Origin of the sequence: Paenibacillus jiangxiensis (assembly GCF_046098255.1) — a bacterium.
Lineage (GTDB): Bacteria > Bacillota > Bacilli > Paenibacillales > Paenibacillaceae > Paenibacillus > Paenibacillus jiagnxiensis.
Genome location: NZ_JBJURI010000005.1, coordinates 187522 through 200777 on the forward strand (window position 1 = coordinate 187522; position 13256 = coordinate 200777).

General features: G+C 50.3%; 15 protein-coding genes. 13 read left to right on the plus strand and 2 right to left on the minus strand.

Annotation, left to right across the window (positions count from 1 at the left end; all coding sequences use genetic code 11):
- Position 1 precedes the first annotated feature (1 nt).
- A complete protein-coding gene (cydD, locus tag ACI1P2_RS07380) occupies positions 2–1822 on the plus strand; it encodes a thiol reductant ABC exporter subunit CydD (protein ID WP_355318293.1) in 1821 nt (606 codons plus the stop codon).
- Entirely contained in the window at positions 1819–3549 is a 1731-nt protein-coding gene (gene cydC / locus ACI1P2_RS07385; protein WP_355318295.1) for a thiol reductant ABC exporter subunit CydC, read from the plus strand. Before cydD ends, cydC begins: the two co-directional genes overlap by 4 nt.
- Positions 3550–3716: 167 nt before the next feature.
- Here the strand turns inward: cydC and ACI1P2_RS07390 are convergent, their stop codons facing one another.
- Positions 3717–3884 carry a hypothetical protein gene (locus ACI1P2_RS07390; protein WP_355318297.1) on the minus strand — a complete coding sequence of 56 codons (168 nt, stop codon included), beginning with the start codon at positions 3882–3884 and terminating at the stop codon, positions 3717–3719.
- Between the two features lie 74 nt (positions 3885–3958).
- Here ACI1P2_RS07390 and ACI1P2_RS07395 point away from each other — a divergent pair, with 74 nt between their 5' ends.
- Both ACI1P2_RS07395 and ACI1P2_RS07400 read left to right on the plus strand, forming a co-directional pair.
- Positions 3959–4153 carry a hypothetical protein gene (locus ACI1P2_RS07395; RefSeq protein ID WP_355318299.1) on the plus strand — a complete coding sequence of 65 codons (195 nt, stop codon included), beginning with the start codon at positions 3959–3961 and terminating at the stop codon, positions 4151–4153.
- 184 nt (positions 4154–4337) lie between these two features.
- Positions 4338–4505, plus strand: coding sequence for a sigma factor-like helix-turn-helix DNA-binding protein (locus ACI1P2_RS07400; RefSeq protein WP_355318301.1), 168 nt, complete (start codon positions 4338–4340; stop codon positions 4503–4505).
- A 7-nt stretch (positions 4506–4512) separates the two neighbouring features.
- Here ACI1P2_RS07400 and ACI1P2_RS07405 read toward each other — a convergent pair whose 3' ends face one another.
- Positions 4513–5385 (minus strand): LysR family transcriptional regulator, encoded by an 873-nt coding sequence (locus ACI1P2_RS07405; RefSeq protein ID WP_355318303.1) that lies wholly within the window; start codon positions 5383–5385, stop codon positions 4513–4515.
- Between the two features lie 168 nt (positions 5386–5553).
- Between ACI1P2_RS07405 and ACI1P2_RS07410 the strand changes: the two genes are divergently transcribed.
- The 9 genes from ACI1P2_RS07410 to ACI1P2_RS07450 all read left to right on the plus strand — a co-directional run bounded on the left by ACI1P2_RS07410 (position 5554) and on the right by ACI1P2_RS07450 (position 13214).
- Positions 5554–6348: an SDR family oxidoreductase gene (locus ACI1P2_RS07410; RefSeq protein WP_355318305.1), complete on the plus strand. Its 795-nt coding sequence runs from the start codon at positions 5554–5556 to the stop codon at positions 6346–6348.
- 245 nt (positions 6349–6593) lie between these two features.
- On the plus strand, positions 6594–6677 hold the full coding sequence (locus ACI1P2_RS07415) for a putative holin-like toxin (RefSeq protein WP_355318476.1): 84 nt from the start codon (positions 6594–6596) through the stop codon (positions 6675–6677).
- A 315-nt stretch (positions 6678–6992) separates the two neighbouring features.
- Complete coding sequence (locus ACI1P2_RS07420; RefSeq protein ID WP_355318476.1) at positions 6993–7076, plus strand: putative holin-like toxin; 84 nt, start codon at positions 6993–6995, stop codon at positions 7074–7076.
- Positions 7077–7430: 354 nt separating this feature from the next.
- Positions 7431–7724 (plus strand): DUF6809 family protein, encoded by a 294-nt coding sequence (locus ACI1P2_RS07425; RefSeq protein WP_355318307.1) that lies wholly within the window; start codon positions 7431–7433, stop codon positions 7722–7724.
- Between the two features lie 143 nt (positions 7725–7867).
- Entirely contained in the window at positions 7868–8878 is a 1011-nt protein-coding gene (locus ACI1P2_RS07430; protein WP_355318308.1) for a LacI family DNA-binding transcriptional regulator, read from the plus strand.
- 246 nt (positions 8879–9124) lie between these two features.
- Positions 9125–9835: a glycerophosphodiester phosphodiesterase gene (locus ACI1P2_RS07435; protein ID WP_355318310.1), complete on the plus strand. Its 711-nt coding sequence runs from the start codon at positions 9125–9127 to the stop codon at positions 9833–9835.
- A gap of 218 nt (positions 9836–10053) precedes the next feature.
- Positions 10054–10827 carry a carbohydrate ABC transporter permease gene (locus ACI1P2_RS07440; RefSeq protein ID WP_408976159.1) on the plus strand — a complete coding sequence of 258 codons (774 nt, stop codon included), beginning with the start codon at positions 10054–10056 and terminating at the stop codon, positions 10825–10827.
- Positions 10828–10885: 58 nt separating this feature from the next.
- Entirely contained in the window at positions 10886–11692 is an 807-nt protein-coding gene (locus ACI1P2_RS07445) for a carbohydrate ABC transporter permease (protein WP_355318478.1), read from the plus strand.
- A gap of 106 nt (positions 11693–11798) precedes the next feature.
- Positions 11799–13214 (plus strand): extracellular solute-binding protein, encoded by a 1416-nt coding sequence (locus ACI1P2_RS07450; protein WP_355318314.1) that lies wholly within the window; start codon positions 11799–11801, stop codon positions 13212–13214.
- Positions 13215–13256 lie beyond the last annotated feature (42 nt).

Genomic DNA, 13256 nt, shown 5'->3' on the forward strand with positions numbered 1-13256 from the left:
CGTGAAAAGGAAAACCAGTCTGATATCCGAGCTCATGTCTGCACAAAGGAAACGTCTTGTTCTCTTGGCGAGCCTGTCGCTTGCGCTTGGTGCAGCCATGACCGGCCAAGCTGTACTGCTCGCTGAAGCCGTCGAAAGGATTTTTGTGCAGCAGGCTTCCTTGTCATCGGTTGTTGTCGTCCTTGGCTTTTTGCTGGCCGTCATGGCTGCGCGTACGCTGCTGTCGTATGGAAACGGGCGCATCGGCTTGCACATGGCTGCCAGTGCCAAGACGGAGATGCGGGCAATGGTGCTGCGTAAGCTTGCCAATGCTTCCGTTCCTTCGGCGCTGCGCGGGCAAACCGGGGGCAAGGTGAGTGTGGCGCTGGATGCCGTGGATGAGGCGGACAGTTATTTTAGCCAGTATATGCCGCGTATGATGGAAGCTGCCGTCATTCCGATTCTGATCTTGATCGTTGTTTTTACTCTGCATATGAATTCCGGCATCATTATGCTGGTTACCGCCCCTTTTATCCCGATATTTATGGTGCTTGTGGGGCTGAAAACGAAGAACAAATCGGAGGAGAAATTTGCGCAGCTGGCCGAGTTTTCCGGTACGTTTCTCGACTCGCTTCAAGGGCTGGTTTCGCTTAAGCTGTATGGCCGGGCTCATCGCCAGCAGCAGGAAATTGAGCGCAGCAGCCTTGGTTACCGGGATGCGACGATGGGCATTTTGCGTATTGCCTTTACCAATACCTTCATGCTGGAATCGATCGTGATGCTCAGCATGGGCATTGTTGCGCTTGAGCTGGCGCTGCAGCTGCTGGTGTTCAAATCGCTTTCCTTCCACATCGCCTTTTTGATTCTGCTGCTGGTGCCGGAGTTTTACAGCCTGTTAAAAAGCACGGGAACTGCCTTTCACAGCGGCCGCACCAGCATGGGCGCAGTCCGTAAAGTGGAAGAAATGCTTGCGGAAACAAGGGAAGAGAGAGCGGAAACGGATAGGGGAGAGGGCGCCGGGAAAACGGCCGGAACAGACGAGGTCCACGGGATGAAGAAGGCGGACAAACCTGGGACCGCTGACTTGGATTTGATCCGGATGCCGCCATCCATCGAGCTGAGGGATATCCGCTTTCGGTATGCGCCGGATTCGTTCGAGCTTGCAGCCGGTTCCATGTCGTTTGGACCTGGGGAGCAAATCGCCATCGTAGGAAAAAGCGGGTCAGGTAAAACAACCTTGCTGCATCTCATTGCCGGGTTGTTGAAGCCGGCATCGGGAGAAGTGCTGGTGAACGGACGCCCGCTTGTGCATTACGATGAAGCCTCATGGTTTGAGCACGTGAGCTACATTACCCAGCATCCGTATATTTTTGCCGGCACGTTTGCCGACAATATAACGATTGGCGCGGGCCGGGACGTCTCCAGGGCGGAAATCGTGCAGGCGGCGGAGGCCGCCGGGCTTGCCGCCGTTGCTGCCGAGTTGGAGCAGGGCTATGATACCTTTGTCGGAGAAGGAGGCAGAGGATTGTCAGGCGGTGAGAAGCAAAGGCTTGCACTGGCGCGTGCTTTTTTGAAGCGTCCTGCCGTCATTTTGTTTGATGAGCCCACGGTGGGATTGGATTTGCACACTGAACGCGTCCTGCAGCGGTCCATTGCCGAGCTTGCAAAAAAGGCGACCATGATTACCGTAGCTCACCGCCTGTACACGATACGGCATGCCGACCGGATCTTGTTTATGGACAACGGTGTACTGCTGGACTGCGGACGTCATGATGAGCTGCTTGCGCGTCTGCCCCAATATGCCGAGATGGTGGATGTTCAGCGTAAAGGAGGATTCGCATGAGTGAGCTGGCTATATTAACAAAGGCGATGATTCAGGAACGTAAGGATATTGCCATGGCGATCATCGGCGGATTCGTCGCCGGCATAGCAGGTGTATGCCTCTTTGCCGCAAGTGGTTATATGGTCTCCCAAACGGTGTTCGCCCCGCCACTCTATACCTTGATTGTGCTGACATCACTGGTAAAAATTCTTGGCCTGCTGCGGGCGGCAAGCCGCTACGCCGAACGCTTGTATTCCCACCGGGCGACGTTCTCTATACTCAGCCGTTTGCGCACCTCCTTTTTTGCCAAGCTTGTGCCTTTGACACCTGGGATATTGGGCAAAAAGCGGAGCGGAGAGCTGCTCGCACGGATCGTCGGGGATGTGGAAAGTCTGCAGCATTATTTTATACGTGTCGCTTATCCCCCTGTCGTTGTTGTTATGGTGTTTTTGGCTACGGTTTTGTTTACTTCGGCCTTTTCGTTCTGGATGGCCTGTTTGTTTGTGCTGGGGATGCTGGCAACGGCTTTTGTGGTTCCGGGGCTTGTTCTGCTTGGGCAGAGAAAGATACATGGCCGTGTACGCCGACAGCGGGCGGTGTTTTCCACTGAAGTGACCGAATTGCTTTACGGTTTCCGCGATTTAAAAGTATACGGGCAATTGAAAAAGCGAGAGCAGCAGCTGCAGCAAAACGCTGCCGCATTGGCGTCCGAACAGCAGGCAGCAGCCCGGCACTTACTGCGCGGGCAATCGCTGCATACTTTTGTGACATATCTCATTTCCTGGGGAGTACTGGTACTTGGCGCCTATTTGATCATGCACGGCTCGCTAGCCGGTGTGTTTCTCGCCATGCTGGTCATGGCTTCGCTCACGGTGTTTGAAGAAGCTGCGGCAATGGCCACGCTGCCTGCTTATAAGCAGGATAGCGAACATGCGGCAAGGCGGCTTGCGGAAACGGTTCAAGCCGCAGACCGGAAGCCATCGCAGCCAAGCGGTGTCCTCTCCGTCAATCAGGCTATTTCGATTGATCTATGCGGAGTTACGTTTCAATATGAAGATGAATGGCGTCCGGCGGTGAAGAATATTTCTCTGGAGATTCCCCCGGGTTCCAAAACCGCCATTGTTGGACCAAGCGGATCAGGCAAAACAACCATCATCGAATTGCTGCTCAAGCTGCGCACACCGACAGAAGGCCAGATTCGTTTAAATGGGGTCTCGGCCCAGGAGCTGGATGAGGCGAGCATTTGGCAAGCGTCCAATGTGGTGCTGCAGCACAGCCATTTCTTCCGGGGCACCATTCGGGACAACCTGCTGCTGAATGAGGAACATCATTCTGACGAAGAGCTGTCGGTTATGCTGGATAGAGTGCAACTGACGAATAAGTCGCTGGACGACACGGTGTATGAAAAAGGGGAGAACTTGTCAGAGGGAGAGAAGCAGCGGCTGGCCCTGGCCCGGGCGATGCTTCGGAAAGGGCGGTTGTGGCTTCTGGACGAACCGACATCTTCACTGGATTACGTTACAGAGCAGCGCGTTTTCCGGCATCTATTAACTCAGGCGGTTGACGACACGCTTCTGCTGATTTGCCATCGGCTGACTGGCTTGGAGGAGATGGACCGGATCTTGGTCATGGACCAAGGGAGAGTCATTGAAGCGGGCTCGTATGCAGAGCTGATGGAGCAAAAGGGATATTTCTATGAAATGAAGCAAATCGAGCTGCAAATGATCGGCGAAGCCGGGGCATATTGAAGAAAACAGATGAACCCTAAAAGCGCCTGCTCTCCGATGTTTTTCCAACATCGTAGGGAGCGGGTGTTTTTCCATCGTTCTATAATTTCACCAAAGCAAACCAAAAGCAACAAGTGGTTGCCTACGCTTTCAGTCCTATCGATTTAAAGGGGGGGAATATATGTTTCCTACTCCAGCAAAACTGGATGAATGCGATAGCTTAATGATCCATCCAAAAGAAGCAATTTCCCTGCTTTGCGAGACCCGGGGGGATTGCTTTTTTTCGCTTCGGTCCGACCTTGAGTTTTGGCGGCTTCGCCTATTCCATGAATATACTTTTCTTTCTCCACATTCATCCCTTTCAAACTTTGCTGAACGGGAATAGTCTGTTATGCGTTTTATATCAGTAAAGGAAAGGGGGGTTGAAGACGTGACATTTCGCGAACAAGCCAAATTACTACAGGGAAAAACCGTACAGGTTACAACCACCGGCAGCATTTTTACTGGAACTCTCCTATCGGTTGGAACGGATTTTCTTATTTTAAGTGCCATCATTAGAGGGCGCAGAAGACGACTCATCATGCGATTAGCAGAGATTATTCTGCTTTCAAGGTTAATCGGCTAAAAATACAGATGCCGGATACAAAAAGCCAGGGATTTTCTCCTGGCTTTTTGTATGTAACGCGGACAACTAGAGACGACTTCGATCCAATGACATTGAACAACGCAATCGTCAATGAAATAGAGTTTCTTCATCGCGTTATATTGAACAATAGATATGAGAAATGCTCCCTACATAGTAGCAGGTGGTGTACCTGCATGCACTGAAGGATTCCCGAACAGTAAATATACTCCCTGTCGACGGGCCCACCAATAAGGAGATTGCTGTCCGCTTCGGAATTACGGAGGGAACGGTAAAAAGCCATGTGTTCAGACTGGCTATTGTCCGTGCAAGTGAGATCCATTTACTGAAATAGCAGCACCTCACCGTTGTCTAATAAATTCTATAAATTCCATGGCCGCTGCCGGAAGGTAGCGGTCTTTTCGCCATTTCAGGCCAATCTCCCATTCCCAGCCTTCCTCGGCAATCGGAATCCAGACAAGTCCCTCCAGCTCCAGTCCTGGGGTCTGCGGAAGGATCGAAACACCCAGACCAGCTTTGATGAAGCCGGCTACAGTAACCAGATCTTCAGCATCGTAGGTGGTGGCCAGATGGAAACCGATGTTATCGAAACATGTGGAAATAGTAGATCTTAAGGCACAGTTATTCTTGAGGCCCACAAAGGGTTCGCCGGACAGCTTCGTAAGACTGAGTGGGGATGATTGCCGTGCAAAGGTATGCTGAGCAGAAACGACGATATACAAAGGCACCTTGTGGATCGTAAGCCATTCATGCTTCATGATTGCGGATTCCTTGGAGGTAATCATCAGGTCGGAACTCCCATTCTCAAAATGCTCATCCACATCACCAAGGCTGCCCTGAAATAATTCAAACTGGACCTTCGGATGCTCCTGCTTATAAACCATAACAAGGTTTGGGATCAGATCCACTCCAAGAATGTTCAGATAAGAGATGGAGACTACACCCGTATCCGGGTCAGACCATTCTCTGATTTCCTGAATCCCGCCCTCGATACTCCGCAGAGCTTCTTCCACCCGCTTGGCGAACTGCACCCCATAACGGTTGAGCCGGATATTACGTCCGTCCCGGTCAAACAGTGGCAGCCCCAATTCATCCTCCAGCTTGGAAATGGCGTGGCTCAAGGCCGGCTGGGTCAGGTTAAGCGCCTTGGAGGCATTGGTCATGTGCTGAAGCTTGGCCACAGTAATGAAGTATTCCAGTTGAGTGAGTTCCAAAGAGAAGTCCTCCTATAATATATGAATTATAATAATCAATCATATGAATAATATAAATTATACTTATACAAGAGGCGAATGTAAAATAACACTGTACCTGACACGCAGTCGCTATAGCACAGGAATAGCGTGGCCGCAGCAGGATCAAATTCGTAGGAGGAATTAGAAATGACTGTAATATTTAAAGATCCTTTGCATGAGTTTGAAGGTAAAAAAGTACTGGTAACCGGCGGCACCCGAGGAATGGGGGGAGCCATCGCCAAAAGACTGGCGGGCAGCGGCGCAACCGTGATGACGACTGCCCGCACCCGTCCTGCCGATCTGCCCAAGCCGGAGCTGTTCGTGCAAGCGGACCTTGCCACAGCGGAGGGAGTGGCGAAGGTGATCGATGGAGTTAAGGAAGTGCTTGGCGGCATTGATATTCTGGTGAACAATGTCGGTGGCTCAATCACCCCTCCGGGTGGTGCGCTTGTCCTGACGGATGAGGATTGGTTGCACGCATTGAACTGGAATCTGCTTGCAGCAGTCCGCCTGGACCGCGGACTGCTGCCCATGATGCTGGAACAGGGCTCCGGTGTGATCATCCACATTTCGTCAGCTCAGAGACTCCTGCCGATGTATGAAACTACGCTGGCCTATGCTGCGGCTAAGGCGGCCTTGTCCAACTACAGCAAAGGACTGTCCAAAGAATTCTCGCCGCGCGGCATCCGCATTAATACCGTGGCGCCAGGCTTTATTCAGACCGAGGCGTCAGAAGCGGTGATCGACCTGTTTGCCCAAGCTGCAGGAAGCCGGGAAGCTGGACTGGAGCAGTTCATGGATTCGATCGGCGGCATTCCCCTTGGACGGCCGGGGCAGCCCGAGGAGGTTGCTGAACTGGTCGCATTCCTGGCCTCTGACCGCGCGGCATGGATTACTGGCAGTGAATACTTGATTGACGGAGGGTCGATTCCGACGATCTAATTTTTGTGAAATAGCTGAATTCGTTACGTTTTGAGCCTACAACATACCTTTGAGCATGTTGTAGGCTCATAGTCTACGTAAAGGCAAACGTGAAGGCAGACGCGAAGGTTAAACGAAAAGCCAAAAACTATATAAATAAATAGCCTCGGGACTGACTGCCCGGGGCTTATTGTGGTATAATCTGGCTTGTACAACATATCAGCTAACAGGGCGGCAGCCAAATCTCCTGGAAGGGAGGTGAGGCTATGACAGTGTTTGAAGCATTATACTTGATGCTTGCATTTGGCATGTTTGTAATTGCCATGCTGTCTTTCAATAAGCGGAAATGAGCCGCCCTGTGACTAGGACAACGGCTCATTTCCTATTTGAGTAGAGATCCTGGCTGCCCGCTCTTTTAGCGGTGGTTGTACAGGGGACCGGTTGCCGCCGGTCCCTTTTTCTATTCTTATGTTACCATAATGAAATTATACAATTCAACGGATTGCTGTGCGATTCTAAATAATTCTCTGGATATGGTTAGTGTATGACTACATAAATAAATAGCTTGGGGACGACTGCCCAGGGCTTATTGTGGTATAATCTGGCTTGTACAACATATCAGCTAACAGGGCGGCAGCCAAATCTCCTGGAAGGGAGGTGAGGCTATGACAGTGTTTGAAGCATTATACTTGATGCTTGCATTTGGCATGTTTGTAATTGCCATGCTGTCTTTCAATAAGCGGAAATGAGCCGCCCTGTGACTAGGATAACGGCTCATTTCTTTTGAGTTCTTTCCATGGCTGCCCGCTCTTTTAGCGGTGGTTGTACAAGGGGATCGGTTGCAGCCGATCCCTTTTTCTATTCTTATGTTACCACAATGAAATTATACAATTCAACGGATTGCTGTGTAATTATATATATTTCTTTGGATACGGTTAGCTTATTATACATTCATTTGGAGAGAAAATATCCACTCACAAGTAGATTTTATGCGAAAAATGCATAAAACTCACTTTATTGTTTTCACATAGTTTAAACTTAGCTTAAGTGATAAACGACTGTACACGGCTTTTTACATAATCTTCTTAAAGGGGAAGTGTGGAATGAAAAGTATTTTGGAGGAACTTTACAGAGGCAACCTGGACCCTGAAGAACGAATGGTCCCCACAGATCCGGAATATCGTCCGCTCAATAGAAAAATTTCTGAATTCATGGAGGAAGTCAAACAGAGATTTTCGGAGAGCGATTTTGCAGCCCTTGAGCAAATATTGGATTTAAATGATGAGTCTAATTCGATGCTTGCAAGTGAAGCTTTTGTCCAGGGATTTAGAATGGGAGCTTTGGTGATGGTTGAGGTGTTCAGAGGGGGCAAACCTGATGTTATGGGCGGAAGTTAGGAGGGCGTAACGTTACGCAAAACCTTTTTCGGCGCTCTTGAATTTCGCCGGTCTTTCTCGCCCATCTTGAAAGTTGACGAATGGACGGACGTATCATATCGTAATTATTTAGGAACGTAATCGGTTAAGGGGTGGCAAGCAAGGTGGGAACAAGCATTAAAGACGTCGCACGAAGAGCCGGTGTGTCTGTTACCAGTGTCTCCAGGGTGTTGAACGGTGAGAAGTATGTGAGCAAGGCGCTGCTTGAGAAGGTCAATCGCGTCATTGAAGAGCTCAATTATTCGCCGAGTCATATCGCGCGCAGCTTAAAGTCGCAGAAGACAAGTATCATCGGCATCATTGTTCCTGATTTGACGAATCAATTTTCTTCAACGATCTTAAGCAACATCGAGGAAACCGCAAGTGCGAAAGGATATAATCTGCTTGTCGGCAACATCGCGGAGAGCCTGGAGAAGGAACTGAAGTACTTGCGGATTTTTCAAAACATGAGGGTCGATGGCATCATTGTAATGCATCAGAAGTTTGATGACCGCATTCTTGATTTTTTTGCGGGCGCCTCGATGCCGATCTTGTTTTCCAGTGTGAAAGCCCCATCATCCAAATACTTGTCAGTGATGATCGACGATTATCAAGCCGCTTTCGACACGACGGAGCATCTTATTCAGACAGGGCATGTGAACGTTGCTTATCTCGGCGGTGATTTGGATGACATTACTTCCGGATTGAATCGGTATCGCGGATTTCTTGATGCGATGAAGAAGCATGGTCTGGAGCAGGATGAACGATTCGTCAAATTCGGCGATTACAAGCTACCTTCAGGGCGCAGGCTGATGGAGGAAATCATTCGACAAGATGAGTTGCCGACGGTCGTCTTTGCAGCCAGTGACGATATGGCCGTTGGGGCGCTCAATTGTGCACTGGATTACGGGCTGCAGGTGCCGGAGGATATCTCCATCGTCGGTTTTGACGGGAGTCGGATAACGGAGTTGGTTCGCCCTGCGATTACCTCAATGGAGCAACCGGTGGAGGAACTTGGAAGGAAGTCGGTCGACTATATGCACCAATTGATCGTAAACCCGGAGTTCACGTTCGATTCGGATATTATATTGCAGCATCGACTCGTCGTACGTGAAAGCAGTCGAGCGTTAATGTAGTGCTCCCAGAGAACAATCTATGTCACCCGAAGGGGTGATTTTTTTTCGCTTTGTGCAATTTACATAAAGTCAAACAAAAAATAGCAATAGATTTTACATAAGCCAACTAGAATGTACACAGAATCATTTCTGGTAACGATACCATATCAATGTTGTAGGGGTGGAACGTACGATGGACGAACTGTTGATCGCGGAGGAAATCACTGGAACTGGAAGAGAATTGACTGGAGAAGGAGAGTTGGCACAATGAAACGTTATCAGATCATCGCGCATACCGGCTGCGAAGGAACCCCTTACAACACGGCAGAATCTTGTCAAGCCGGCTTCGATGCAGGTGCCGACATGCTGGAAGTGGACGTTCGCGCGACGAAGGACGGCACAGCGGTGCTTTATCATGATGATGAACCTGACGTCTCGCTCTACACATATACGGAATGGATGAGTGCCGAACACGATCCGGTCGAGAAGCTGGAAACCGTATTGAGACAGTTCCTCAATAAGCGTATTCAATTCAACCTGGATTTGAAGACACCCGAAGCTTATGAAGCTGCAGCGAAGGTCGTGGACCGACTGGACGCCTGGAGTCAAGTGTACTTTACGGGTATTACCGACCATCTTGCACATGGCATCCGGGCAAAGCATGTCGTATGGAATTTGCCGCATATCCCGCTAGATACACCTGATGACGAATACGATGCGGATATCCGGCGATATTGCGAACAGGTGAAGCAAGCAGGCTTTGACGGGGTGAATGCCCATTACGAATCTTGCCGCGAAGCATTGATCAAGCATGCGGCACAGCGCGGCTTGCTCGTCTGGATTTATACGCTGCCGGCGAACGGGGCGTTGCTCCGCAGATATGTTGACATGGGGATAGACGCGGTGTCCGTTATGGACGTATCCGCCTGCATGGAGCTAGCGAAGCGTTGGTCGTCGGATGACGCCTATTTTCTTTGACAAATATGGTATCGATACCATATTGTCTGATTCCATGATAGAGGGGAGGAGGACAGCCGAAGTGTTGTCCGACAATCATGTTGCAGGTGAATGCAAGAGAATCAAAAGCTAAGGCGTCCGGAAGATGGAGGAGCGCCTCGAGACGGGAATCGCATGCCGTATGGTATGTATTCTTGCTCCCAACATTGCTCGGCATTTTGATTTTTACCCTTTATCCTTTGATCGAGTCACTGCGGCTCAGCTTCATGCGGGGGGCGGAGGAACGGTTCGTCGGAATTCAGAACTACGCGGACGTGCTCACCTCGGGGACGTTCTGGTACGCGGTCTACAACACGATCTACATAACGATCTTTCAACTTCTGATTGCGATTCCGATCGGTTTTCTCATCGCTTGTCTGATTAATAGCTTGCGGCGGGCTTCGTATTTTTTCAAGGTGTTGTTCTATATTCCGAATGCAACCTCGATGGTGGCGGCGGCAACGGTGTTCCTTGCGATCCTTCATCCAGATGGGCCGTTGAATTATGTTGCTGAGCTGCTCGGATTTGAGAAGGTCGTGTGGCTGTCACAGCCCGTCTCGGCCAAATGGGGAGCGGTGATCCTGGCTGTGTGGCACTGGCTTGGCTTCGTGATCATTATTAATCTGGCGAACTTGCAAGCGATCCCGATTGAATACTATGAGGCGGCATCGATCGATGGCGCTTCGCCGTTGCAGCAATGGTGGCGAATCACTCTGCCAAATATGCTTGGAAGTCTGACCATCCTGTTCATCCTCGGCTGGATCGGAGGACTGCAGCGTTTTTCCGATGCGTACATGCTCGGTGGATTGCAAGGTAGCCCGGCCCGGTCACTGTATACGGTCGTCGGATTCATATTCGAGCGCGGTTTCGGCGGCCATGAGTACGGTATTGCATCGGCCGCAGCCTATATTTTATTCGTGTTTATTCTGATCTTCACGTATTTCAATACCAAGTTGTTGCGCATGAAAATCTAGGAAGGACGAGTGATCCAATATGATTCGCATAAAGGATAGGCAGAAAATCTTGAACGCCGTGGTTTTCCTGCTGCTGGTAGCCATTGGCTTCACTATGATCTATCCGTTCGTCTGGATGATCAGCGTCAGTCTGGAGCAAACGGCGAACGTTGCGATGCCATTCCCGCCGCGGCTTATTCCCAAGGAGTTCTCGTGGTTTCATTACGGACTTGTATTCGAGAATAACAAATTGCTTCTGGCCTATTGGAATTCGATCGTCATCGCCGTCTTTTGCGTCGTTCTTAGCGTCAGTTCCGCATTGCTTGGCGGATATGCATTCTCACGAGGTAACTTTAAGGGAAAGAAATTGTTATTCTTTGCAGTGCTGGCAACGATGATGATTCCGTTCGAAACGCGGCTCATCCCGATGTTTACAATGTTCAACGATATAGGTCTCATCAATACGAAGTATCCGCTCATCCTTCCTTCGATTGTTAATGCGCTTGGTCTTGTGCTGGCGAAGCAATATTTCGATCAGCTTCCGGAGGGGCTGAGGGAATCCGCCAAAATGGACGGTGCCGGTGAATTCAAGACGTTCTTCTACATCTTCGCACCGCTGACCGGCCCGATTACGGCAACGCTTTCAATCCTGTCTTTTCAAGACAGCTGGAATTCGTTCATATGGCCGCTTGTCGTCATTAACGACCAGGATCTGAAGACCGTGCCGTTGTTCCTGTCCAGTTTCTCCACGGAGAACGGCGGACGGCTCGCCGGGGTTACGATGGCGCTGGCGGCGATGAGCATCTTGCCTATGCTGCTGGTGTTCCTGTTTTTCCAAAAATATATCATTCGAAGCATTGCATTAAGCGGATTGAAAGGAGAGTGATGGGACTGGGGAAGAAAGGGAGAAAGTGCAGGTTAGCAGGAATGGCCCGGCGGATAACACAGGCAATGTCAGGTTCTTAAATACTTGAATTTATGGAGGAATCACGATGTTCAAAGGAAAATCCAGGTTTAGCGCCGTTGCTCTGTTCTTCATAGTTATGGCCATACTCAGCGCATGCAGCGGGACAAACAACGTCGATACCAGCGTCAACAAGTCTGACGGTTCGGCACCCGAATCGCAGAATTCCTCATCCGAACCGGGGACTTCATCTAAGCGGGGACTGTCGGGAACACTGAAGGTGCAATTGATCGGAAGCTTCTCCTTGGAGGACACGACGGACCCTGTCACGGGAGCGACATCTAAAGGGGTTCATGTATTGAAAGAAGAGTTTGAAAAACAGCATCCCGGCGTGACGGTCGAATTCGTGCTTATGGGTTGGGATAGCTACAACGAGAAGACGCAGACGATGCTCCAGTCCGGCGCAGCTGACGTATACCAAGTGCCCGGAATCGCTACGTTCGCGGAACAAGGACTGCTGGAGCCGCTTCAGCCTTATATTGAAAAAGACAAATTCGATCTGGGTATGTATCTGAACGGTCAGGTGGACGGCTGGAGAGCGATGGGACCGAACGACCAGGAGCCGGAAATTTACAGTTTGCCGTTCATCGGTGATGCGCGTGTCCTTGTGTATGACAAGCAGCTTTTCGACGATTGGGGTGTCGAATATTTGTCCGAATCGCCAACGATCGATGAGGTGCTGGAAAAAGCGGCGAAGATGACGGGAAACAACCCGAAAACCGGTGCACAAAACTATGGATTGACCTTTAATGGAAAGGATGCCGCAGATACTGTCATGAACGTCAACGAATCGCTTGGCGGTCAGTGGGGAACCGGGTTCTTATGGAAAGGCATGAAGGTGGAATTCGATTCGCCGACGATGATCGAGGCGGCGGAACGGCTGAAGGAAGCGAGCCAATATGCTCCGGAGGGTGTGCTTGTGGACCAAGGGAGCGAGAACTTCTTGAAGGATAACAACAATATCGCCATCAACTTGCGCGTAGCACCCGGCTTCATCGACAGCATCAAAACATTCGGCACGCAAGACCGTTACCAGGCGACGCTTCTCTTCAAGCATTCCGAGAAAGGAATGGGCGGCATGTTTGCGGGAAGCCCGTTTGCCATCGGTACAACAAGCCAGAACAAGGATCTTGCCTGGGAATGGCTGAAGTTCAGCGGAAGCGAAGTTTTTCAGAAATACATGTGGGAAGAACAACGCTCCCAGAGTATGCCTGTCCTTAAGGCAGCGGCAGATTGGGAAAGTGTGAAGGCAGAGCCGCAGATGGACATTATTCTCAAACAAATGAGCCAACTGTGGGCACCCCGCTATCCTTATCGTTCCGGACAACCGCGTTATATTTTGTCGGAGAACGTAGAACGCATTTTGTTAGGTGAATTGTCGCCTGCCGAAGGAATGAAGAGAGCGCAGGAGGAGACGGAGAGTTGGCTGGAAGGTCAGCAATAAACAAATCATTACCTTCTTCAAGCGGTGCTGCTTGATTAACAT

Coding starts and splice junctions, on each gene's coding strand:
- ACI1P2_RS07450 (WP_355318314.1), top strand. CDS start 11,799: ATGTTCAAAGGAAAATCCAGGTTTAGCGCCGTTGCTCTGTTCTTCATA.
- ACI1P2_RS07410 (WP_355318305.1), top strand. CDS start 5,554: ATGACTGTAATATTTAAAGATCCTTTGCATGAGTTTGAAGGTAAAAAA.
- cydC (WP_355318295.1), top strand. CDS start 1,819: ATGAGTGAGCTGGCTATATTAACAAAGGCGATGATTCAGGAACGTAAG.
- ACI1P2_RS07435 (WP_355318310.1), top strand. CDS start 9,125: ATGAAACGTTATCAGATCATCGCGCATACCGGCTGCGAAGGAACCCCT.
- ACI1P2_RS07425 (WP_355318307.1), top strand. CDS start 7,431: ATGAAAAGTATTTTGGAGGAACTTTACAGAGGCAACCTGGACCCTGAA.
- ACI1P2_RS07390 (WP_355318297.1), bottom strand. CDS start 3,884: ATGAATGTGGAGAAAGAAAAGTATATTCATGGAATAGGCGAAGCCGCC.
- ACI1P2_RS07415 (WP_355318476.1), top strand. CDS start 6,594: ATGACAGTGTTTGAAGCATTATACTTGATGCTTGCATTTGGCATGTTT.
- ACI1P2_RS07420 (WP_355318476.1), top strand. CDS start 6,993: ATGACAGTGTTTGAAGCATTATACTTGATGCTTGCATTTGGCATGTTT.